Source organism: Enterococcus sp. AZ080, from assembly GCF_051714945.1.
Classification (GTDB): domain Bacteria; phylum Bacillota; class Bacilli; order Lactobacillales; family Enterococcaceae; genus Enterococcus_B; species Enterococcus_B pernyi.
Genome location: NZ_JBIOSV010000001.1, coordinates 1,410,834 through 1,433,107 on the forward strand (window position 1 = coordinate 1,410,834; position 22,274 = coordinate 1,433,107).

General features: G+C 38.0%; 22 protein-coding genes. 8 read left to right on the forward strand and 14 right to left on the reverse strand.

Annotation, left to right across the window (positions count from 1 at the left end; genetic code table 11):
• Positions 1–219: 219 nt before the first annotated feature.
• The 4 genes from IGK01_RS06650 (at position 220) to IGK01_RS06665 (ending at position 2,569) form a co-directional block, all read left to right on the forward strand.
• The gene (locus tag IGK01_RS06650) at positions 220–762 is read left to right on the forward strand and encodes a hypothetical protein (protein WP_438840594.1); all 543 of its coding nucleotides are present in this window, start codon (positions 220–222) and stop codon (positions 760–762) included.
• Positions 759–1,286 (forward strand): hypothetical protein, encoded by a 528-nt coding sequence (locus tag IGK01_RS06655; RefSeq protein WP_438840595.1) that lies wholly within the window; start codon positions 759–761, stop codon positions 1,284–1,286. The genes IGK01_RS06650 and IGK01_RS06655 overlap by 4 nt, the downstream gene beginning before the upstream one ends.
• A 128-nt stretch (positions 1,287–1,414) precedes the next feature.
• Complete coding sequence (locus IGK01_RS06660; protein ID WP_438840596.1) at positions 1,415–1,969, forward strand: hypothetical protein; 555 nt, start codon at positions 1,415–1,417, stop codon at positions 1,967–1,969.
• A gap of 18 nt (positions 1,970–1,987) precedes the next feature.
• Positions 1,988–2,569, forward strand: a complete 582-nt coding sequence (locus IGK01_RS06665) for a hypothetical protein (protein WP_023519644.1) — start codon at positions 1,988–1,990, stop codon at positions 2,567–2,569.
• 111 nt (positions 2,570–2,680) lie between these two features.
• Here the strand turns inward: IGK01_RS06665 and IGK01_RS06670 are convergent, their stop codons facing one another.
• Together IGK01_RS06670 and IGK01_RS06675 are read right to left on the reverse strand one after the other, a co-directional pair.
• On the reverse strand, positions 2,681–3,298 hold the full coding sequence (locus IGK01_RS06670; protein WP_375148440.1) for a hypothetical protein: 618 nt from the start codon (positions 3,296–3,298) through the stop codon (positions 2,681–2,683).
• 125 nt (positions 3,299–3,423) lie between these two features.
• The gene (locus IGK01_RS06675) at positions 3,424–5,304 is read right to left on the reverse strand and encodes an RNase A-like domain-containing protein (protein WP_438840597.1); all 1,881 of its coding nucleotides are present in this window, start codon (positions 5,302–5,304) and stop codon (positions 3,424–3,426) included.
• 415 nt (positions 5,305–5,719) lie between these two features.
• Between IGK01_RS06675 and IGK01_RS06680 the strand changes: the two genes are divergently transcribed.
• Together IGK01_RS06680 and IGK01_RS06685 are read left to right on the forward strand one after the other, a co-directional pair.
• Positions 5,720–7,891, forward strand: a complete 2,172-nt coding sequence (locus IGK01_RS06680; protein WP_438840598.1) for a DNA topoisomerase 3 — start codon at positions 5,720–5,722, stop codon at positions 7,889–7,891.
• 76 nt (positions 7,892–7,967) lie between these two features.
• On the forward strand, positions 7,968–8,282 hold the full coding sequence (locus IGK01_RS06685) for a hypothetical protein (RefSeq protein ID WP_438840599.1): 315 nt from the start codon (positions 7,968–7,970) through the stop codon (positions 8,280–8,282).
• Positions 8,283–8,318: 36 nt separating this feature from the next.
• On the opposite strand, the gene IGK01_RS06690 is transcribed toward IGK01_RS06685, so the two are convergent.
• Positions 8,319–8,807, reverse strand: a complete 489-nt coding sequence (locus IGK01_RS06690) for a GNAT family N-acetyltransferase (protein ID WP_077151336.1) — start codon at positions 8,805–8,807, stop codon at positions 8,319–8,321.
• 261 nt (positions 8,808–9,068) lie between these two features.
• On the opposite strand from IGK01_RS06690, the gene IGK01_RS06695 reads away from it, so the two are divergent.
• Together IGK01_RS06695 and IGK01_RS06700 are read left to right on the forward strand one after the other, a co-directional pair.
• A complete protein-coding gene (locus tag IGK01_RS06695; protein WP_438840600.1) occupies positions 9,069–11,609 on the forward strand; it encodes a cation-translocating P-type ATPase in 2,541 nt (846 codons plus the stop codon).
• 742 nt (positions 11,610–12,351) lie between these two features.
• Entirely contained in the window at positions 12,352–12,525 is a 174-nt protein-coding gene (locus IGK01_RS06700; protein WP_179099911.1) for a hypothetical protein, read from the forward strand.
• Between the two features lie 222 nt (positions 12,526–12,747).
• Here the strand turns inward: IGK01_RS06700 and IGK01_RS06705 are convergent, their stop codons facing one another.
• From IGK01_RS06705 to IGK01_RS06755, 11 genes are all read right to left on the reverse strand, one after another.
• The gene (locus tag IGK01_RS06705; protein WP_438748019.1) at positions 12,748–12,888 is read right to left on the reverse strand and encodes a hypothetical protein; all 141 of its coding nucleotides are present in this window, start codon (positions 12,886–12,888) and stop codon (positions 12,748–12,750) included.
• Between the two features lie 121 nt (positions 12,889–13,009).
• Positions 13,010–13,249, reverse strand: a complete 240-nt coding sequence (locus IGK01_RS06710) for a hypothetical protein (protein ID WP_081398701.1) — start codon at positions 13,247–13,249, stop codon at positions 13,010–13,012.
• A gap of 115 nt (positions 13,250–13,364) precedes the next feature.
• Positions 13,365–14,309, reverse strand: coding sequence for an L-lactate dehydrogenase (locus tag IGK01_RS06715; RefSeq protein WP_034688252.1), 945 nt, complete (start codon positions 14,307–14,309; stop codon positions 13,365–13,367).
• Between the two features lie 114 nt (positions 14,310–14,423).
• A complete protein-coding gene (locus IGK01_RS06720; protein WP_077151334.1) occupies positions 14,424–14,948 on the reverse strand; it encodes a hypothetical protein in 525 nt (174 codons plus the stop codon).
• A gap of 5 nt (positions 14,949–14,953) precedes the next feature.
• Positions 14,954–15,289 carry a hypothetical protein gene (locus tag IGK01_RS06725; protein WP_077151333.1) on the reverse strand — a complete coding sequence of 112 codons (336 nt, stop codon included), beginning with the start codon at positions 15,287–15,289 and terminating at the stop codon, positions 14,954–14,956.
• Positions 15,290–15,324: 35 nt separating this feature from the next.
• Positions 15,325–15,516: a hypothetical protein gene (locus IGK01_RS06730; RefSeq protein ID WP_019724541.1), complete on the reverse strand. Its 192-nt coding sequence runs from the start codon at positions 15,514–15,516 to the stop codon at positions 15,325–15,327.
• 162 nt (positions 15,517–15,678) lie between these two features.
• Complete coding sequence (locus IGK01_RS06735) at positions 15,679–15,972, reverse strand: rRNA processing protein (RefSeq protein WP_438840601.1); 294 nt, start codon at positions 15,970–15,972, stop codon at positions 15,679–15,681.
• An 83-nt stretch (positions 15,973–16,055) separates the two neighbouring features.
• On the reverse strand, positions 16,056–18,104 hold the full coding sequence (locus IGK01_RS06740) for a beta-galactosidase (protein WP_244063030.1): 2,049 nt from the start codon (positions 18,102–18,104) through the stop codon (positions 16,056–16,058).
• Positions 18,101–20,347: an alpha-galactosidase gene (locus IGK01_RS06745; protein ID WP_438840602.1), complete on the reverse strand. Its 2,247-nt coding sequence runs from the start codon at positions 20,345–20,347 to the stop codon at positions 18,101–18,103. The genes IGK01_RS06740 and IGK01_RS06745 overlap by 4 nt, the downstream gene beginning before the upstream one ends.
• A gap of 92 nt (positions 20,348–20,439) precedes the next feature.
• Positions 20,440–20,877: a DUF3284 domain-containing protein gene (locus IGK01_RS06750; RefSeq protein ID WP_153829836.1), complete on the reverse strand. Its 438-nt coding sequence runs from the start codon at positions 20,875–20,877 to the stop codon at positions 20,440–20,442.
• Between the two features lie 12 nt (positions 20,878–20,889).
• Positions 20,890–22,224, reverse strand: coding sequence for a PTS sugar transporter subunit IIC (locus IGK01_RS06755; protein WP_010735470.1), 1,335 nt, complete (start codon positions 22,222–22,224; stop codon positions 20,890–20,892).
• Positions 22,225–22,274: the final 50 nt, after the last annotated feature.

A 22,274-nucleotide genomic window follows, 5' to 3' on the forward strand; every position in this document is an offset into this window, starting at 1 on the left:
TAAGAGGATAACAAACCTATAATTAGGTTAAACAATTGAATCATTTAGTAAAAGTAAATAATTGGGTAATAAAAACATAGGGAAACCGAAAACTGATCATTATGAAATGTATGCAGAGAAATTTCATTCATCGGATTTTGACTCAATTTTCAGTGCTTGGTGCTTTATTGACTACATAATAGAAAAGAAAACATCACATTAAAGAAAGGAAAAATCAATTTGAAATTATTAGATGGAGAGACGTATCGATTCCCTTTGACTATGATGGAGAATAATATCCCGATTCTTTTTCTATTCTTTCATGAGAAAGATTACGAGGAAGATAGCAGTCATCAACAAGCAGCAATTCAGCTTGTTAAGTTTGCGAACCAGAAAAAAAGATATCCTATGATTACTTGGAATAAGCAGGAACATTTAGATAACCGAATACAAGAATATACAATAAATCCTACGCTCATGACCGCTCGACGTTTAAGTCACGAGGTTTTTTTCTCAATTTCTCGGAAACCTAAACAACCGTTTCTTTCAAATTATGCTTATGCATTCTTCCAGATGTCTTCATACTATCTCGGAAAAGTAGACCATTTTATTCAAATGAACGATATTCTTTTTCCAGATAAAGAGCAACTGATTATTTATGAGTGGAATAATACTTGGTCAGATTATTTTCATTATGGCAGACAGCATAGAGGAACTTTTATATGGACGATCTATGATCCTAAAAGAAATAAGTTTACGGTGATCAATGCAAGCATTTTATGAGATTAGGAGAAAAATATAATATGGAGTTTTTACTACAGGAAACAGAAGTATTGAGCCAAAAATTAGAGGAGAAAGTATTATTTACAAGACGTTTAAATTTAGACTTTGTCTACTTTAAAGAGAAGAATTATCGAAATGTGGAGAGTCATCAACAAGCAGCGATTGAATTTATAAAGGTGATGAACAAAAAAAGAGTAGGGTACTCATGTGTTCATTCAACAGAATTACATTGTTTTGATGATTTACCTATTTTTATTAAGTCTTTGGCTTATCCTTATGCAGTGAACCCAGAGTTGATGTATGCGAAATCAGTATTGCCTCCTGCCTTTTTCTCTACTAAATGTGAGAATGGTAAATATGAATCTTCCTATGCTTATTCCATACTCTCACAGATATATAAACCTCAGCGAGAAGAGATTTTTTTAAAAGCCAATGAGTATCTATTTCCTGTACAAGAGAACCTAATAATCTACCAATGGAATAATGATTGGTCAAATTATTTTTCAATAGGGAGAGAGGAGTAGGGGCTTATTTATGAACGATTTATGAGAGGGAAACTGAAAAATTTACAGTGATAGGTGCTTCGATGAGGTACTGAATACTACGTGAAAAATACTATCGAGTACATACAACATTTCTAGAGGAGGGAAAGATGAAATTTTTGGAAAAGGAAACAGATCGATTTGTACTGACTATGGTTGAAAAAAATATCTGTATGAAAGAGCTCGTACTTACTTACGGCTTCTTCCATGAAGAAAATTACAAAGGGGAAGAAAGTCGCAAAAAAGCAGCACTTGCCTTTGTGACAGCAATCAATCAAAAGAGAGGACATACAAAAATTGAGTATACGGATAGAGTAAATTTCCCTGTCAATCTGAGAAAAACTTATTCCATCAATCAACTACTGATGCAAGGGTTTATAATCGAAGGGAATGTTTTCTTTTCTACAGCCTATGATTCGGACAAGAAATATACTTCCGATTATGCCACTGCTTTCTTTAAATTATCTTCATCTTATAAAGGAGAGGAGAAAGATTTTATTCAATTGAACAATCATATCTTTGAAAATAGAGCCAAACTGATTATTTATCAATGGAACAATACTTGGTCAGATTATTTTTCTTACATAAAGAAGATGAATGGAGCTGCTTACTTATGGACAGTTTACGATGAAGAAAGTAAGAAGTTCACAGTTTTAGGAACTTGAGAAAGAAGGAGGTCGATCATGAGATTATTGAGAAAAGAAACATTTGAGTTTAAACAAAATGCCCACAAGAGAAACATTCCAGTGCAGGGTCTTTTGATAGATTATGTTTTTTTCGAGGAGAGCGAGTATAAAGGGCGCTCTAGTCATCGAAAAGTAGCACTTGAATTTATTAAAGTGATGAATGAAAAAAGGGATGTTCCAGGAATTTACTATACTGAATTACTTTATTTTGATTGTTTACCTAGATATGGCAATCAACTCCAGTATAGATATGCCGTGAATCCAGACTTAATGTATGGGAAACTCTCAACGATCGAGGAGTTAATATCAATAGACAACAAAAGTGCAGGTGGTTATCAATCTATGTATACCTTTCTTTTTCTTCATCCTCCGTACAGCTATGGTGGTAAAAAAGACCACTTTATACAACTTAATGATTGGTTGTTTCCTAATAAAAAAACGCTAACGGTGTATGAATGGAACAGCGAATGGTCAAATTACTTTTCTTTTGGAAGAGAATTATATGATGGATTTTTATGGACGATATATGACAAAGCACAACATAAATTTACAGTGATCGGAATTTCAATAGCTGATTGAATAACACAATTAATCAAGTATAATAATATGCAACTGAAAGTCATGTGATGACTCTCAGTTGCATATGTAAATAAGTGAAGAAAAAGCATTTTTTCAAATACGGGTTCATCACTAAGGATTCAAAAATACACTGATTACTGTAAATCGTTTTCTTTTTTCATCGTAAATACTCCATAAATATGCACCGTAACAATCACGCGCACGATTAAAGCGATTGGAGAAGGATGCATCCCACTCGTAGATTTTTAAATGCTCTCTTTCAGGAAAGAATCGTTGATTAAGCACTAAAAATTGTTCTTTACTCACTGTAGTTGTTTGAGTTTCATGGAAAAAGGCTTTTTCATAGGCTCCTCTATTTTTAAATAGGATTTCAGGATTAATTTTTTCTGCTTTCATCATTTCTTTATTGACGTAAATCGGGTTTGTTTTCCAACCTAAATAATCAGGGTCTCTTTTGATATAGATGAGCGGATTAGCTTTTATTGAACAGAAATACTCGTTGAATTGTTCTATACTAGCAGGGTTTCCAGTTTTTACTCTGAGGTCTGATGCCCAGTGGTTACATTGGGCGATTCGATGTAAAAACTCTAGATATCCTATTATAGCTTGCTGGTGACTGTGAATTCCTTGATAATATGGTTCATTAAAGAAGCTATAATTAACATAATTTGGTATATTTTCTCCATTCCAATCCCGGCATGCTAGTGTTTCTTTTTCTAATAGTTCCATCTACTTTCCTCCTTTATGTCACTCAATTTCTTAAACCTCCAGTGTTCGAGAAATCGGAAGGTTAAATTAGAAAAAGATGAATCTTTAAATCCACCTTTTTCTGATTATTTTCTAACGAACTTCTATCAACTAGGACTCCATCCCTGAACCGTTCTTTCTAAATCAGGAAATGCAGTAACAATAAAATATTTTCTATTTTTTCGGACTGCTTGTTTGGTTTTTCGGATCATGACCTTTGCATAAGGGATGTGCTCATGCCGATCAAATTGATTAGGTATTGTGGTTTTTGATAAACCAAAACCTAGAGAAACCCCTAATGACAATTGACCATAGGATCGATAAGAAATCGAATTGCTATTTTCTGGTAAATTGCAGTAACCTAAGTCGAAGCCTTTATCTCCGGCTAATAAATTTTCATGTTTTGCTGTCCAAATGGCATAGTTGACTATTAATAAAGCTTGGAGGGCGTTGTGAAAACTTGTAGTATATTTTAGTTCGTCGTCACCTTCCATTCTAGTTAACAAGGTGTCCCAATTTTGAATAACATGATCTGTAATCGTATGGCCTTTGCCACCATGAGCATAGTACTCATCATAGATTAAGTCGAGGGGGGTATACCAGGCATCTTCGTTATCGTCATATTTACGTAGTTCAGCCACCAGAGTTTTGTAGCTAGCAATGGTCCAGTCCCCTAATGCTGAATCAATTAAAGTTTCATTTGTTCCTTCATTGATTATGCTTCCTGTTTCTGGATCAAATGTCCCTCGCCTACCGTTAATCGTAAGAGCATTATCATAAGGTATTGACTCTTCACTATAAGAAAACTCAATCGCTCCAACTAAATGCGCTGGAACGGCTTGTTGCGTTTGAGCATAGATAAAGTTCCCAGCGTGATCCAATACAACTGCGGCACCATATAATGTAGCGATCATTCCTGATGGATCAAAGTCTAACCCATTGTTGTTTGGAGCCAAGGCTTCGCTTAAACTTTGGCTGATTTGGCTGGTTCGTTCATCATATGCGACAGCCATTTCTTGGGCAGTTTCAATAGCTAAGGCCTTAGAAGGTTCATTGACGACCCCAAATTCAAAGGGTGTGGTTGCTTGGACGTAGTCGAGCAATTGTTCTTTTGTTGTGATCTCTGTTAAGAGCGTAGAGATGCTCGTATCAAGCTTGACTTGATAATTAAAAGGTTCTGGGAAATCATAGCCGTAGTAAGAAGAACCGGTGATGTTCAAGATGGCATCATCTGCACCACGAACGGATTCGCCATACTGGATGCTTTCTAAAACGAAAAACTCATTCTGGGAGAGAGAATCGGCTAGTGACGTGTTACGTCCGACCACCGCTGCTTGCTCTCGTAGTGTCCAAAGGATGGTGTAGTTGATGTAGCGACGATAGAGTTCAACACGGTCACTGACGCTGAAAGTAAAGATTCCGTGGTCGCTCTCGCCAGTCAAGTACTCACGCATCAACGCATTGCTTGTTACATCTTGTGCGTAGCGGTTTTGTAAGGCTGCGGAGAAATTGTAGGTATTTGTTGTCGAATCAATTCCAGACATTGCAAAAGCGTTCAGTTCATTTTGAGTGGAGGCACTGCTACCGATCGATTCAAATAAGCCACTGTTTGTTTTCGCTAAATCAGCTGTTGCTACGCCTAAAGAGGCACCGAGCTGATAAAAACCGACCCCTAGACCAATTCCTAGTAGAGCGGGGGCAAGAACAGCGGAGGCGGCGGTCGACAGTAAGCCAGCGCTAAGTGTACTACCTGATAAACCAGATGCATAAGCAGACATGCTGATTCCATTAAAAACGTTTAAGGCAACTGCTGCATTTTGTGGTTCTGCGGACGAAGGAATCGCTGAGGTGGTATCGATCGGAACGATGGTTTCGTCAGGTTGGGTTATTTCGCCAGCGATCGCTTCTTGGGCGTGGACATCAAGTGGCAAAGTGGCAAAAGGTGCGAGCAACAGACCAACAAGTAATAGGCGATAAAATTTTTTCATTTTTTACTCCTTTTTATCAAATGGCTTGAGTGACTACCAACAGTTCAACTACCAAAAACCTCCTTATTTGTGTCGTAGGTTGCTTAATTATATTTTCCAAAATATAACAATAAACTTCAAGTTTATTTAAAATTATAATTATAAAAAAACTCATTTTTTTATATAGTTATTTTCTTTGCAAATACTAATTATATGTTAAGACATGCTGTTCTTTTATCAATGTTTTTATCCTTATTTAAAAATAACAGCATGATAATAATAAAAAGGTAAATGTTCTTCTTTAGGTGATTATAGTTATTTTTTTGTAACGCTTTTTTCCATTCAACAAAAACATCTTCAATTTTTTCGCTATTCTTTTTGAAAACCATTTGGTAAACTGTTAAAGAATTCTTATTTTATCAAGAGGAGGAAAAACATGAAAACAGTGATACTTGCTGAAAAGCCTTCTCAAGCAAAAGCGTATGCGGAAACGTTCAAAAAAAAGAAAAAGCAGGAAGGTTATTTTGAAGTCAGCGATCCACTATTCACAGGTGAAGTAACAATCACTTATGGATTTGGTCATTTAGTGGAAATGGTTCCTCCTGGAGAGTATGAAGAACGCTGGGCGAAGTGGTCATTGCCCAACTTGCCGATATTTCCTGACCAATTTAAATATACGGTGCCTCCAGAGAAACGGAGCCAATTCGCCATTGTCAAACGACAATTGCAAGCAGCTAATACGATCATTATCGCAACAGATAGTGACCGTGAAGGTGAAGCGATTGCTTGGTCGATCATCCAGCAAGCAAAAGCCTTTACGAAGCAAAAGCAGTACTTACGTTTATGGATCAATTCATTGGAAAAAGAAGCCATCTATCAAGGGTTCAAACAACTGAAACCGGCGGAGCAATTTTATCCAAAATACAAAGAAGCACAAGCACGTCAACATGCGGATTGGCTGATCGGGATGAATGGCAGTCCACTGTATAGTTTGCTGCTGCAACAAAAAGGAATCTCAGGGAGCTTCTCCTTAGGGCGCGTGCAAACACCAACGCTTTATATGATCTACCAGTTACAAGAAGAAATCAGGAAGTTTAAAAAAGAGCCTTATTTCGAAGGAGAAGCGCAGATCAAAAGTCAACATGGGCAGTTTGTCGGTAAAATCGAGCCGAAACAAACTTTTAAGACTGCGAACGAATTAGTTACTGCGATTGAGGGAAAAGGAGCGCATTTAGGAAAACAACAAGGAACGATCTTACAAGTAACGAAAAAAGAAAAACAACAAAGTAGTCCACGTTTGTTTTCTTTGTCAAGTTTACAATCGAAAATGAATCAACTGATGAAAGTCAGTGCGAAAGCCACACTTGATGCAGTTCAAGGTTTGTACGAAAGTAAGTTTTTGAGTTATCCTCGAACAGATTCTTTTTACATTACAGAAAGCGAACACCAGTATCTTGTCCAAAATCTTGATCGCTATAAAGCGTTTTTAGGGATCACAGAGGTAGCGACACCAGAAACATTTCCTAAAAAACGATATGTGGATGCAAAAAAAGTCCAAGAGCATCATGCGATCATTCCCACAAAAACGATACCGACGAAGGAACGTTTTGCGAAGCTTTCCCGACTAGAGCAAGCGATCTATTTGCAGGTGATGCGTACGACTTTAGCAATGTTTGCAGAAAATTATCGCTATGAAGAAACCGTGATCCTTACAGGAGTGGAACGATTGCGTTTAAAAAGTGTCGGGAAACGTCCGATTGCAGAAGGCTGGCAACAAATCTTGACCGTAAAAAGCAAGAAAAAATCAGATGGTCAGCTTTTGCCTAAAGTTAGTGAACAAGAGGTAGTGGCTGTTGATCTGAGAAGGCTTGAGAAAGAGACTCAACCGCCTAAGCCCTACAATGAGGGAACGCTGATCACTGCGATGAAAACCGCAGGAAAGACCTTAGATGATGAAGAAGCGCAAGAGATTCTGAAAGAAGTGGAAGGGATCGGAACGGAAGCTACCCGCGCGAGCATTATTGAAAACTTGAAACAAAGGCACTATATCGAAGTCAATAAAAATGATATTCAAGTGACTGCCAAAGGTATCACTTTGTGTAAAGCAGTAGCAGGAGAATCTTTACTGACAAGTGCTGAGATGACGGCGCGGTGGGAAAGTTATCTAAAAAAAATCGGTGAACGGCAAGGAACATCGGAAGTCTTTTTAGAAAATATCAAAAAATTTATTCTGCATTTATTAGAAGTCGTCCCAGAACAAGTAAAAACAGTCGACTTGTCGGAAGAGCAAAGCGGCTTGATGCAAATCGAAGCAATGGAGAAGAAGAATGACCAAGTCGGGCGTTGTCCGAAATGTAAAAAAGGCATTGTGATGTTGTATCCAAAAATCGCGACATGTACGAACAAGGAATGTGATTTTAAATTATGGCCTACGATTGCTAAGAAGAAATTGACTAAAACAAATCTTAGAGAGTTACTCTCAAAGGGAAAGACCAGAAAAGTGGTCAAAGGATTCACGGGGAAAAAAGGAAAGTTTGATGCTGTCCTTATTTTGAAAGAAGATTTAACGATCGGCTTTTCATTTCCTTGGATGGAAAAACAAGAGTAGGTATATATATTCCGAAAAGTAAAAATACCTAAACCAAAAAATACTAAAGTAATCATTATTAGAGGAGTACTTGTACGTGAAAAAAATCAATTCGCTTTTGAATTATGCAATGGGGTTGTTAACGCTGGTTGCGCTATATCAAGCAGTTATTGCATATCCAGAATACGGAACCAAATTATTAGCTATTACAAAACATCCGACTGGCTACTCACCGATGGTCATTTTGACAACTTTGACCGCAGCAGCCAAAAGTGGCACTTACTTGTTGCATACAACGAGTAGTCTACTGAAAAGAAAGAAACAGCGGAAACAGTTGCTTTTCGTATTAGCTGCGGCGGGTGTTGTTTATTTCTTACCGGTGATTACGCAATTTATTCAACAGTTCATATAAATAGATAAAAAAGACGACGATAAGAGAAAAATTTCCTTATTCGCCGTCTTTTTTTAACTCTTTAATATACCAAGCGTCCATCGTCGAGTGTTCAGAACCTGCTAGTGGATCAGCTATCAAGTGAAAGCCGAACTTTTCATATAGTTTACAAGCTGGCTTTAATAAATGCATCGTTTCTAAATAGCATTGACGGTAATGTTGAGTGGCATAAGACAATGCTGTTTCCATCAATTGGTTGGCAATTCCTAAACCTTTTGCTTCTGGGGCTAAGTACAATTTTTGTAATTCACATATCTGCTTTTGCTCGTCAAAAGGTGTGATTCCGATTCCGCCAACTACTTTATTTTCTAATTCCACCACCCAATAAGCAGCACAGGGGAGAGCATGGTAGTAGTCTGTTAAATGGTCTAATTGTGGGTCGAAATAGGCAGTTCCTTCAATCGCTAAATCGAGTGATTCTAGGGAAGTTTGAATAATTTCTTTGATGATTGGATCATCTTGTGGTTTGATTTCTCGGATCAGCATCGGACAAGGCTCCTTTTCTATCGTGTTTATTTATCGTAATACAAATGAACGGAAGGGTCAATTTACTTTGTACTCAGAGGAACATTCTTTTATCAACTTCTCCCTTGACCCATTGCTTGAACTGTGAAATAATAACTTCATAAAAAATTTATGACTTAAGAGCGTTCGCCGGAACGATCTTGTAGGAGTCAGACAAACGAACCGTAGGCTTTAATGGTTCGTTTGCCTGGCTCCTTTTTGTTTTGGGAGGGAATAGGCAGAATGAAAATAGAAAACTTACAGACAGATAGACAAAAAGGATTGACGGAACAAGAAGCAAACGATCGATTAGAATACTACGGTGTAAACTCGATTGACACTCAGTCAACTAAATCTTTTATTGTTTATTTCAAAGAAGCAATGAAAGATATCACGATTTTGATTTTACTTGTTGCCACAGGACTATCTACGTTTATTGCTTATCAAACACATCCGGATGATTTTACAGAACCGATTGTCATCTTTTCAATTGTCCTATTAAATCTTTATTTGTCGATACAGCAACAAAAAAGTGCGGAAAAATCAATGGATCAACTGAAAAAAATGAGTACGCCATCTAGCCGTGTCTTGAGAGAAAGTTCCGTTAAAGAAATCAACAGCTCTGAGATCGTTCCTGGTGATATCGTACAACTTAAATTGGGTGATCGTGTCCCTGCTGACGCGAAAGTAATTACAAGTACTAATTTCTTTGTTGACGAATCATTTTTGACTGGAGAAAGTGAACCGAGTGAAAAGGACGCTTCTTATCGTGCTAGTGATATTGAAGCATTGAGTGATCGTAAAGACCTAGTATTTTCAGGTTCATTGGTTGTGACAGGTAAAGCAACGATTTTAGTAGAAAAAACTGGTAAAGCTACAGAAATCGGAAAAATCTCTCATTTAATCACGAATGAAGGAACGCATGTCGCACCACTGCAAATCAAAATGCAAAGATTGGGTAAAGTACTAGGAATAGTCGCAATTACTGCTGGTTTCTTAGCAATTGTAATTGGTTTAGTAAAAGGTTTGAGTGTGGAATCAAGTATCATGACTGCAATTTCAATGGCAGTTGCAGCAATACCAGAAGTATTACCGGTTGTCGTAACCATCTCTTTAGCTGTGGGAATGGGGAATATGGCAATTAAGAAAACCATTGTTCGAACACCTTCAACTGTTGAAACAGTAGGCGGTGTCTCTGTGATTTGTTCAGATAAAACGGGTACGATCACTGAAAATAAAATGACGTTAAAAAAAATCGTTCCTCTAACAGAATTACCTATTCTTATAGACTTCACTAAAGACAAGGAAAAAAATCTACTTTTACTGTTTTATCTTGCGAGTGGTTCTTCTGAGAACGATGGAGGGGGCAATCCAACGGAATTAGCGATTCAAAAAGCTGTAAAAGATCGATTTTCGGAGAAAGAATTACAGGAATCTCTTTCTGACTTGAAAAAAATCAAAGAATTGCCCTTTGATTCAAAAAGAAAACGTATGACAGTCGTCTATCGTATGGGTCAAGAATATTTTTCAGTCACAAAAGGAGCATTCGATCGGCTGCACTTGGTGAATCCAAGCGAACATTACCAAGCGGAACATGATCAACTTGCTGATCAAGCGTACCGTGTATTAGGAGTAGCGTACAAGATATTCCAGCAACCGATTGAAGAATTATCAGAGGAAGAACTAGAGGAGGAGTTGAAATTTGCCGGCTTTATCGGCATTATCGATCCAGCGAGGAAAGAAGCAGCAAAGGCAGTGGAAATAGCCAAAAAAGCAGGGATCAAAACCGTTATGATCACTGGCGATCATTTATTAACAGCTTCACGTATTGCTAAAGAAGTAGGGATAATGGGAGAAGGAGACCAGGCAATGACAGGGGCGGAACTGAAAAGAATGGGTGACAAACAGTTAGCCGAAACTATCGATAGATGTCGAGTGTTTGCTCGAACGTCACCTGAGGACAAGATACGAATCGTTAAAGCTTTTCAACAAAATGACGAAATCGTCGCCATGACAGGGGACGGAGTGAACGACGCTCCGGCATTAAAAGCAGCGGACGTCGGCATTGCTATGGGGAGTGGAACGGAAGTGGCGAAGGAAGCTTCTGATATGGTTTTAGTAGACGATCATTTTGCAACGATCGTCCAAGCGGTAGAAGAGGGGCGCAGAGTGTATCAAAATATCCGTAAATCTCTATATGCCATGTTAGGTTGTAATATTTCAGCTTTAACGATCGTATTGATTTCTTTGATCTTAGGTTGGGGGGCGCCAGTCACAGCGATCCAATTATTGATCATCAAAGTAGTCGCAGATGGCATCCCTGGTTTTAGTTTAAGTGTCGAACCTGCAGAGGAAAAAAATATGGAAAAACAACCGATCCATAAATACGATAGCATTTTTTCACGAGGATTGACCTTTAAGATCCTGGAAATCTCTGTCGTGTTTACCGTCGTCACATTATTGGCTATAGTTATTGGTCGTACACAATCAGTAGCGATTGCTGAAACAATGACATTTATTGTCTTAGGGTTATCCACGATCAGCCATATGTATAATTGTCGCAGTGAAGTATCTATTTTACGATTGAAATTTTTGGGCAATCCATTGCTAGTCTTAACTACAGCAATTGGTGCATTGATCATTGTCTTATTAGTGACAATCCCTCTGACACAACATATCTTTGGATTTGTTACGATTGGACTTTCCAACTGGCTATGGGTTCTTGGTTTATCTTTTATTCCAGTAGCCTATATCGAAGTGAAAAAATGGACACATCTGTTTTAAAGAATTATTTTAAAGAATTACCTGAAGGATTTTCTCTTAGTTAAGTTTAATTATGTTCGTCTGTAGTTTATTTTTTCCGAAGCTACGGACGAACTTTTCTTAAAATGACTTAAAAAAGCGCAAATGATAAAAATAAATACAGATAACAAAAAAACTAGAGAATTATGGAAATTTACGATTAGTGAGAGAGGTTAGAACGAGGAATTATGAACGTAATCATTTTTTATTTATTCTAGTTTACATAATATATATTATACAAAGTAGATTCAAATGAAGTATAAACCATTATCAACCTGAATTAATCCGAATTTTACCACAAAACCGATTTTTGGCCCTTCTGCAAAATTTTAAAATTATTTTGCACTTGATTTGTTTATTTTCTATTACTTACCAACCATCTGTTTACAGAAAACTTAGATTTTAAATCTATATTCCTACAATCTACAAAATATCAGATTGACATTCTTGCATCAGATTTCAGTTGGTCTCAAGAATTTTTTATGACTTCGTCAATATCAACTAATCTATATCAGTCATTCTAATAGTATGTTTTACTAATTCCATATGTTTATTCATAAATCGCATGTTAACGATCAGTTTAGCAATCTTATTCTATTATTATTACTTTAAATAACTTAGCTATTTAAGTTCCTTATTTTCCTCGAAAATCACTTTTTTGGTTCTCTTAGGCCAAGCTTAATGTGATATGTTATCTATAGAATAATAACTGAGGTGATAAAAAATGAAAATTGTCAAACTAGAGAAAGAAAAAATCAAACAGTACATATTAAATGAAGCCAATGAACAAGATATGATTGAAATGATCGAGCTGATGCGTGCCAAGAAAGCGATTTTAGACTTAGAAAAAATCGCAACGGAGAAGAAAAAAATCGTTGATAAATTTAACAAATTGTAAGAGTTCTAGCTATTTTTTTATCTACCCCACTTCTTTACGATTTGAAGGAATGCTAATAAACGAATTCATAAAGAAGTGAGGCGGTTCCGTACAATAATATCGTAGTCTAGCGTTGCCAAGAAGGTCCAGAGCGCACAACATTTGATTTTTCTTGATCTCTTAATCTGGATAATTCACTGCGGACTTTCTGGATGTTCCTTTCTACATTCACTCGTTCAATTGCTACGTCACATTGTGTGCTTTAAAACTTGAATTTTTAATAGGTAGCCTTTTTTCGGCCTCTGTGACAGAAGCTAAAAAGCGTTTTTTAGCTTCTAATGCAGAAAGTTCGGCTTCCAATGCATTTATTCTTTGCCTATTCATTCTTCAATCCTCCTAGATAGTATACTTGAGTATTTTGAATAGCATAAGGTATTATTTTGCAGAGGGTTAGGAATATTTAGGTATAACTTGTTCTTCTTTTACATTTATGAATCCGTTATCACTAAAAGTGGATCACAGAAATATGATAAAAAATAATCCCAATAAATACGCCAAATAGAATATGTAAAACAACAGCAAAAACTAACGGAACAACCTTGGCTCCTTTTTTATCCCAGCTGTACTTTGCTTTCTTATTCTTCCATAGTAAAGAGATAAGTAATAAACTGAGAATCACGATCCATAATAGAAACGCAATACCAACTAAAGGCATTATTTTTTCATTAATAATAGCTATACCCATAAATACTCCTTTCTTTTCTATATACTCTTCTATCATCAAAAAAAACGGGAACAATCGGAAATAATTTTTTTGCTATTCCGATTGTTCCCGTTTTTTGTTCATTTCATTGCTGATGTTAGCGTACAGTATCAAGTACGGCTTTTAATTCACTGACTGATTGATGGAACATTGCTTTTTCTTGAGGTGTGATCGATAGATCAATGATTTCTCTTACCCCATTTTCATCAACGATCGATGGCACACCAGTAAAGATATCTTCTTCACCATACTCGCCATTTAAGTAAGCTGAAACTGGTAGTACAGCTTGTTCATTATTTAGGATGGCTTTGACGATTCGAGTCGTACTCATACCAATACCGTAATAAGTTGCTTTTTTACGGTCAATGATTTCATAAGCTGCATTTTTTACTTTGTCAGCAAGTACGGTTAAATCATTTTCTTCTAAACGATGATCTTTCTCAACATATTCCATGATTGGTTTACCACCGACTGTAGTATGTGACCAAGCAGCTACTTCTGAATCCCCATGCTCACCTAAGATATAACCGTGTACGCTACGTGGATCAACTGCAAGTTTCAAAGCAATTTCTTTTCTGAATCGAGTTGTATCTAAAGTTGTTCCAGTTCCTACCACTCTTGAAGCTGGTAAACCAGATTCTTGCCATGTTAAGTAAGTTAAAATATCGACTGGGTTTGAAGCAACAACGAAGATACCATCAAATCCTGAAGCCATTACTTCTTTAACGATTTGACGAGTGATTGTTGCATTTGTTTTCACTAGATCTAAGCGAGTTTGACCAGGTTTTTGGTTCACGCCAGCAGTTAAGATCACTAGATTTGCATCTTGACATTCTTCATACGTGCCAGACCATACAGAAACGTTCTTTTCGCCCCACGCCATTCCATCTAGTAAGTCTAAAGCTTCTCCTTCTGCTTTTTCTTGGTTGACATCGATTAAGACAAGTTCATTGGCAACACCTTGATTGATCATCGCATAAGCAATACTTGTACCGACAAATCCTGTACCTACGATTACAACTTTACGACTTGTTTTTTTCATGTCTAACACACCTTTCATCCGTTCTTTGTTATTTTCATGAAAATTATAAATCGATTACCATCATTTTTCAATAATATAGAAATTATATATACTATAATTTTTTTTTATAGAAAGTCAATAACGTTTATAGTCAGATTGTGTTCTTCTCACTCTTGGTATTTCTTTACGAGAAGTGGGCAATTCTTTAGTTGAAGGATCATTTGCTTTTGCTAAAGCAGTCATTTGCGGTGAAAGGTTTTTAACTTTAGATCGTAAAGACATAAGTTCAGGTTTTGTTGGTTGATAAGTTTGATGTTCATCAGGTAAAGAATTGGTACTGGATTGTCGTGAAATATAACTAAAATTAGGATCTTCTTCCAAACGAGTAGGAGAAATTTTTAGTTGTAAATCTTCGACATAAATTCTTGAAGAAGGTTTTTTATAGAGTGGATCACCAAGTTTAGGGAGCAAGTTTTTTCTTCTTTCGCTGCGATTGAGCTTCTTAGCTAACCGCTCCATTTCATTTTCACCAGTAAATTTAGGATAGTTTGCAGCATGATAAGTCGAATAGATGGCTTCGTTGATTCGTTGGAATAACATTTCCCGATATGTATTTGTATTGAATAATCGATGAAACTGATACAGTATAAAGTTCCTCAATCTTTTTACTCCTCATTCTGGTTCCATGGCTCAAAGACATCACTTTGTCTACTTGCTCGGGCCTTTTCTTTTTCTATATTGCTTTTAACTCTTTCTTCTTGGACTTTATATGAAGCCGCAACTTCTTTTTTAAAATGCCTGCGATCTTTACGAGTCACTCTTTTTATATATTTGAATATTTGCCAAATAATTACGACAAGTAAGTAAACCGTAAAAAAGCCAGAAAAACCAAACTGAATAATAAACGCCATAACAAAAGCAGCAAGCTTACCTGCTTGACTAGATGGTGAAAAATTTTCCTGCTGTTGCGCAATAAATGTTGAAACCCAGAACATGCCCATTTTCTTTTTCCCCCTACTCCTCTTTGTTCCAGTGATTACTTACTCTTTTTATACCGACTTTTGGCGAGTGCTTGTTTAGATGGTTTCTCCATTTTAGGTTGTGCAACCATTTTTACAGAAATAAAAACACACAAAACAATAACAAAACTTGTGATACCGATGATCATAGATGTGTTATTGATAAAATATTTTGTCAATAATTGAATGATGTCTGTTTGACCAACCACTATGTTTCACCTCCTTTAGACATACAATAAGCAATCATAGTTTATAATGAAAGGCTGGTCCGAAAAAAACTCTTTTTGACTTATTTTGAAAAAATAGAAAAGAACTTGCATCCGTAAGCCTTCAACATGGCTCATGTGGATACAAGTTCTTTTTTTGATTACTTATTCTTTGTGTTTCGTTTTAAAAGCGTCAAATTTTTCTTTCGCTTCTTCTACCACTTCTTCTAGTTCGTTCTTCAAATGATGTTTCTTTGTAGGATGCTCAGACTCTTCTTCCACAGCATTTGAACCAGACATCGCGACTTCTTTTTCTTCCCCGGAGTTGGTCCCAGCTAACGCCTCTTCTTTATTTGTTGTTTCACCTGAATTAGTTCCGGCTAATGCAACTTCATCATCTGTTTTAGGCGCCATTGACCCTCTTAAGCGTTTTTCTTTTTCTCCATCATAATTTGTCATGTTCTCGTCCTCCTTGTTGCTCTGTCTCTATCCTACAACAAGAATAAAATAACTGTCAAAACATAAAGGCGTATTCATTCGTATTAATTTTCTTTCCTTAGAATTTTCACTTCGTAAGGTGCAAACGTTAGTATACCAGTAAGCGTTTGATTTGTTTCGATAGCCAAGTGAGGATCAAGTAACTCAAGTTGTTGCATCTCATCAGAAAAGTTCATTAGAAAGTAATAACTCTGTGTCCCATCTGTTCGCGATTGAATCGATACTTTTGGATGTGATGCCTTAACGATTCCTTGTTGCAACGCTAATTTTTCGATGATCGGTTGGTAAAATACTTCTAAAAAATCGAGATTGGTACGAGCCGCTAAATAATAAGCAGTCCCCTTCCCTAAGCGATTTTCAACTAAAGCTGGCGTACCAGTATAAAAGTCCTTTTGGTAAGTAGCCCTCACCTTCCCTGTCGTTTCTTTGACGATACCACAGTAGTCTTTTGTTTGATACGTTTGTTCCTTGTAAAGGATTTGATTGTGTTCACCTGGATAAAGCGTATCAAGCTCTTTTGGCAAGACACCAAAAAGTGTTTGCAATACTTGTGACCATTCTCCAAGATGTAACCGATCGTGTTCATTGACCATTCCGGTAAAATAGCTACCAATCAACGTACCACCATTTTTGACATACTCTGAGAGTGCAACCATTGTTTCTTCCCGCATCAAATAGAGCATTGGTGCAACGACTAAAGCATAATTAGAGAAGTCTTGATTTGGCGTCAAAATATCAACAGCGATATCTCTTTCCCAAAAGAATCGGTAATGTTCTTGTAGTGTTTGGATATAACGACGAGTTGGACGACCAAAACCACCGCCTCTTTTTAATGCCCAATTGCTTTCCCAGTCAAATAAAATAGCGACTTTTGCCTCTGTTTGTGTACCTTTGATCGAAGACAAAGTGTCTAATCGTTTTCCGTAAGCCGCTACTTCTTGGAAGACTCGATTGTTTTCTGAATTGTCATGTTCGATCACCGCCCCGTGGAATTTTTCGGAATTTCCTAGTGATTGCCGCCATTGAAAATAGAGTGTGCTATCTGACCCATGTGCCAGTTGTTGCATCCCACTGAGCAGGTGCATCCCTGGCTTCTTCGCCTTGTTGAATGCGTGCCAATTCACGTAACTAGGCGTCGATTCCATCACGAGAAACGGTTGTTTCTTCAATGAACGATATTGATCGTGGACGTAAGCTGATTTCATGGCGGTCACATGTAAGGATTCGTACGGGTTATGCCAGTCGGGGTAGCTATCCCAACTGACGATATCTACAACTTCAGCAAATCGGGAATAATCAAGTCCTTCCAAGGGAATAAAGTCATGTTGATCATGGCCTTCTGCCATAAAATTAGTCGTTACTGGGATTGCTGGTGTGAGTTCTCTGATCGGTTCGATTTCATGTAAAAAGAAATCGATCGTCCGATCTGTCACAAATCGTTTCCAGTCTAAGTCCATGCCATGTACTTTATGTTCTCCAAGAGGCGAAGGTGGTACAACTTGTGACCAACTGGAATAATCATTACTCCAAAATGTCATCCACCAAGCGTCATTCACCGCTTCTAAGGTTTGATATTTCGCTTTGACCCACTCACGCCATTTGGCTGCACAAAGTGGACAGTAGCATTCTCCTGAGTATTCATTACTGATATGCCACAGCAATAATGCCGGATGGACACCATATCGTTCAGCTAAACGCCGATTGATTTGCTGGACTTTTTTTCGATAAATAGGGGATGTGTAGCAATGGTTATGGCGAAAGCCATGATGATGCTTTTGTCCTTTTGCATTCGTTCGATTCACCTCTGGATATTTTTCACTCAGCCATTGCGGTCGTCCGCCACTTGGTGTGGCCAAGATCACACGTCCTTGACGTTTGTGCATCTCTTCAAACACTTTATCCAACCAGTCAAAGTGATAAACCCCTTCTTCTGGTTCTAATGTACTCCATGAAAAGATCCCGACAGTTACGGTATTGACATGTGCTTTGTCCATCAACTCAAAATCTTTTTTCAAAACTTCAGGGTGATTCAACCATTGTTCCGGATTATAATCCCCACCATGGAGTAAACGTGTGTCATTATAAGTCTTCACTTCATTTCCCTCCTTTCTACCAAATGATAGACGAATGATTGACAGTCTCCTGCAAGTTGGTACGTCGTATGGTTGGCTCCATTGAACAAATGTGGTTTTTTCAGACCAACATTCATCAGGAAATGACCGCTAATCGTTTCTTTTTCATTGATTTGATAATAACTATCCTTATTCAGGCATTCTGGAAGTGGTAAATATGCCTGTGCAGCTGGATTTGCACGTCCTAATTTTTGATAAAAACCAATGATTGCTTCTGACCGATCGTGATTAAATACCCCCCAACAAATTTCATTATCATACGGATGATTTGGCAAGATCTGGAGAAATTCACCATGAGTCAGCAACTGACGATGGGCTTTGTAAAAAGTGATCCGGTCGCTGATCTGTTGTTTTTCTGCTTCTGTCAAAGTCAATAGGTCTAATTCATAGCCTAAAGGCCCAAACATGGCTACATCTTGGCGGAATGATAAAGAGGTCTCACGTAATACTTGATGATTCGGAGAAGCAGAGACGTGATTACTAAAGCTAGAAAGGGGGTATCCTGCCATTGTTCCGCTAAGAATACTTAAGCGTTCCAACCCATCACTGGTATCACTAGGCCAGATTTGCGGACTATAAAATAAGATACCTAAATCATATCTCCCTCCCCCGCCAGCACAACCTTCAATCAAAAGATCAGGATAGCTGGTCAATAATTTACCGTAAAGCGTGTAGACGCCTTGGACATAGCGATGGAAAAACTCCTGTTGATGCATCCCTTGTTTTTCTAAATAAGCGGAATAGGCTTCAGTAATATTGCGGTTCATATCCCATTTGATATAAGTTAAATTCGTTTCTTCGATGATCTTTGCCATTTGCTCATAGATTCCTTCAACAACCGCCGGATTCGCAAAATCAAGCACATATTGTCCACGTCCCACCGAGATACGTGAATAGGGATGTTTCACCACCCAATCTGGATGTTTTTCCAATAACTGACTATCAGGAGAGATCATTTCAGGCTCGAACCACATGCCGAATTGAAGACCCATGTTTTTGAGCTTTGTTGCAAAGGAAGCCAAACCGTGTGGGAATTTTTGCTTATCAGGCGTCCAGTCACCTAATGAGGAACGATCATTGTTTCGTTTGCCGAACCAGCCATCATCTAAGACAAAACATTCCATCCCTAATTCTTTTCCAATGGTCGCAAGGGACAAGAGTTTTTCCTCAGTAAAATCGAAATACGTTGCTTCCCAGTTGTTGAAGACGATTGGCCGTGGCGTGTCTTGCCATTGACGATCAATCAGATAGTTTTCGATAAAATGTGTCAATTGTTTGGCAAGACCATTCGTACCTGCAGCGCTATACATCAAGACTGCTTCGGGTGTCGTAAAGCTTTCCTTAGGCGCTAATGCCCAAGTAAATTGTGTCGGATGGATACCGATCATCACTCGCGTTTTATCCCATTCATCCACTTCTGCTTGAGCGAGAAAATTACCGGAATAAACGAGATTCATTCCATAGACCTCTCCTTGATCAAGCGTTGAATTTTGATGTTCTAGCCGGATAAAGGGATTATGCTGATGGCTACTTGCACCTTTTAGTGAGCCAATTGCTACGACTCCTTGTTCAAGCGGTCGTTTCTTTTCATGCCGTTCTTTTAACCAAGCACCTGAAAAATGAGTGAAATCATATGCTTTGGTAGAAAGATTCAAGACCCCTGAAAGCATGCGATGGATCTGTAACTCTGCCTCAGATTGATTGATCAGCGTCTGACTTTGTACAATGGCGGTGGAATCGTAAAATAATGTGTAATGAAGTATTATTTCTAACTGACGCTCCTGATCCATTAATCGCAATGAGAGTGTTTCAGTTTCTTCCTCATTCCCATAGGTAGCGGGACAGTTTAAGGTTCTTTTCTTGCCTTTTTTAGTCGTGGCTTTGACAAAGCGGAAATCTGTGTAGTAAGGCGTTTGGTTGCTTGAAAGTTCGATCGCGCCTTCTTTGAAATCAGAAGAACCATACACAGGATATGCTTGTGGATGATCAGTCAACGTAAAGTTAGGGTCATCTTCAAAAAACTTGACTGTTCCAGCAGATTTATTTTGATCTGTGACCAAGTAGTCGATTTCTTCGACAGATAAGCCATGTAAAGGTTTCCCGTAATAAATCTGCTCGATCTGTCCATTTTGCATGACATGGAGAATAAAGCTAACTTGCGAATTATTCATGTGAAATATGCGGTTATTTAATTGTTCAATCATGGAAGGCAACACCTCTTAATTTTTAGTTAGTAAAACAGACAAGGAATGAAGAGAACGACGTTTTGTTCCTCCATTCCTTGTTTATGGAGAAATCAGAGCTTTTGTATCAAATAATTGACTCTTTTGGCTAACTGACGATTGTAAAAGAATTTATAAAATGGCAGGACAAAAAGCAAACTCAGCTGCGTTTTGGCATCAACCAGTTCATTTCTTTCAGAATAATACAATGTGAACTGCTGCTCATCATGACGTTTCAGTTGGTAGGTTTGAATGATTTTTCCACCGGAGTAATCAGTAGTCATTTCAAGTAGTTCATCTTTGACTAAACGTTGGATCGTTAGCGTACTTTCGACAGTTGCTTGCCCTAGTTTTGTTTGAAGCGCAGTCGTGACGGCTGCTCCTTCTGTCAGCTCGGTAATTGAAGAGTCCTTGCTGTGAAAATAGTTTAATTGTTCTTCAAGAAGTACTTGGTAAAAATGTGCGGAGTGTGTCGGTATTTTCTTTCGGTAGTTCAAGGTATCGATCCGCATACGAATCACTCCCTACTGTTCTTCTATGGTGATTTTTCCATCCATCAGTTGGTTTTCTTTTTCTTGTTTCACTTGTTGGCGTTCTTCCTTCAAATATTCACGGTCCATTGCAACTAAGAAAGGCACCCAGATCAGTGTCATCACAACTACTGTTACGATTTGTAAAAGTGCGCCGGTGATCGAACCAGTTCCTAACCACCCTGACAGTAAAATCGGAGTCGTCCAGACAACCGTTGCCCCGATTGGACGAGGAACGAAGCCGAAGTAAATCGCAAAGTATGAAATCGTGGTAGAAGCTAGTGGCGCTAGAATCCAAGGGATGAATGCTATAGGGTTCAGCACGACGGGCAGTCCAAAAGTCATTGGTTCTGATACATTAAAGATCGCTGGCGCCATGATCGTTTTCATCGTTTTCTTCATTCGGATGGAGCGAGCAATAAAGAACGCCATCGTGATCGAAATACCAAGTTGCATTCCTTGATTGACGAACACCCCCATAAAGGTCGTATTGATGATATGTGGCAACTGCTCAACGCCATTTTTATATGCTTCAAAGTTTTCGATGGCTAAAGCACCCATGATTGGATCAATCACTGCATTGATGACTAACGTGCCATGGATACCGAACCACCAGAAAAGTTGCGTAAAGAAAACAGCGATCAATACAGCTGGTAAAGTTCCGCCAAGTCCCATCAAAGGTTGTTGCAACATCTGATAAACGAAATCGACTGCATTTCCCCAGGTGGTAAAAGTAAATAGATAGCGGATGATGTTGAATAAAAACAAAGGAGCAGCTCCAGGGATGATGGCCACAAAAGATTCAGCAATCATCGGCGGTACAGATTCTGGCATTTTGATCGTAAACCCTGAGCGACTGATCCGGCTATAGATTTCTGTAGCGACGATCGCTGTCAAGATACCCACGAACATCCCTTCAGCGCCTAGCTTCGATAAAGGAATAAACGTACCCATGGTTTCATCGCTCCCAAACGGTAACAGCATGATGAAACAAGAAAGTGAAATGGCACCAGCAAAGATTTGTGGTTGTTTGTAGTGCCCAGCCAATTGATAACCAATCCCAAATACAATAAAAAGTGCAGAAATACTCATTGTCGCATTGCCAACAGGACCAAAGAACTCATTTAAAAAGGTATTGAATGCTTCTGGCAGAAAAGTAGCGAAGCCAAATGTTGTTGGCAAATTTTGGATAATGATCATGATGGAAGCAAACATTGTTGCGGGAAAAGCCATCATAAAACCATCTCGGAGACTGAGTAGATATTTATTATTTGCGATCAGCGTTGCAGCGGGCACCATTTTTTCAGCTAATTTATCGACAAATTTCATGTGGGATAACTCCTTTTATTTAATATGTGCAAACGTTTACTTGGTGAGTA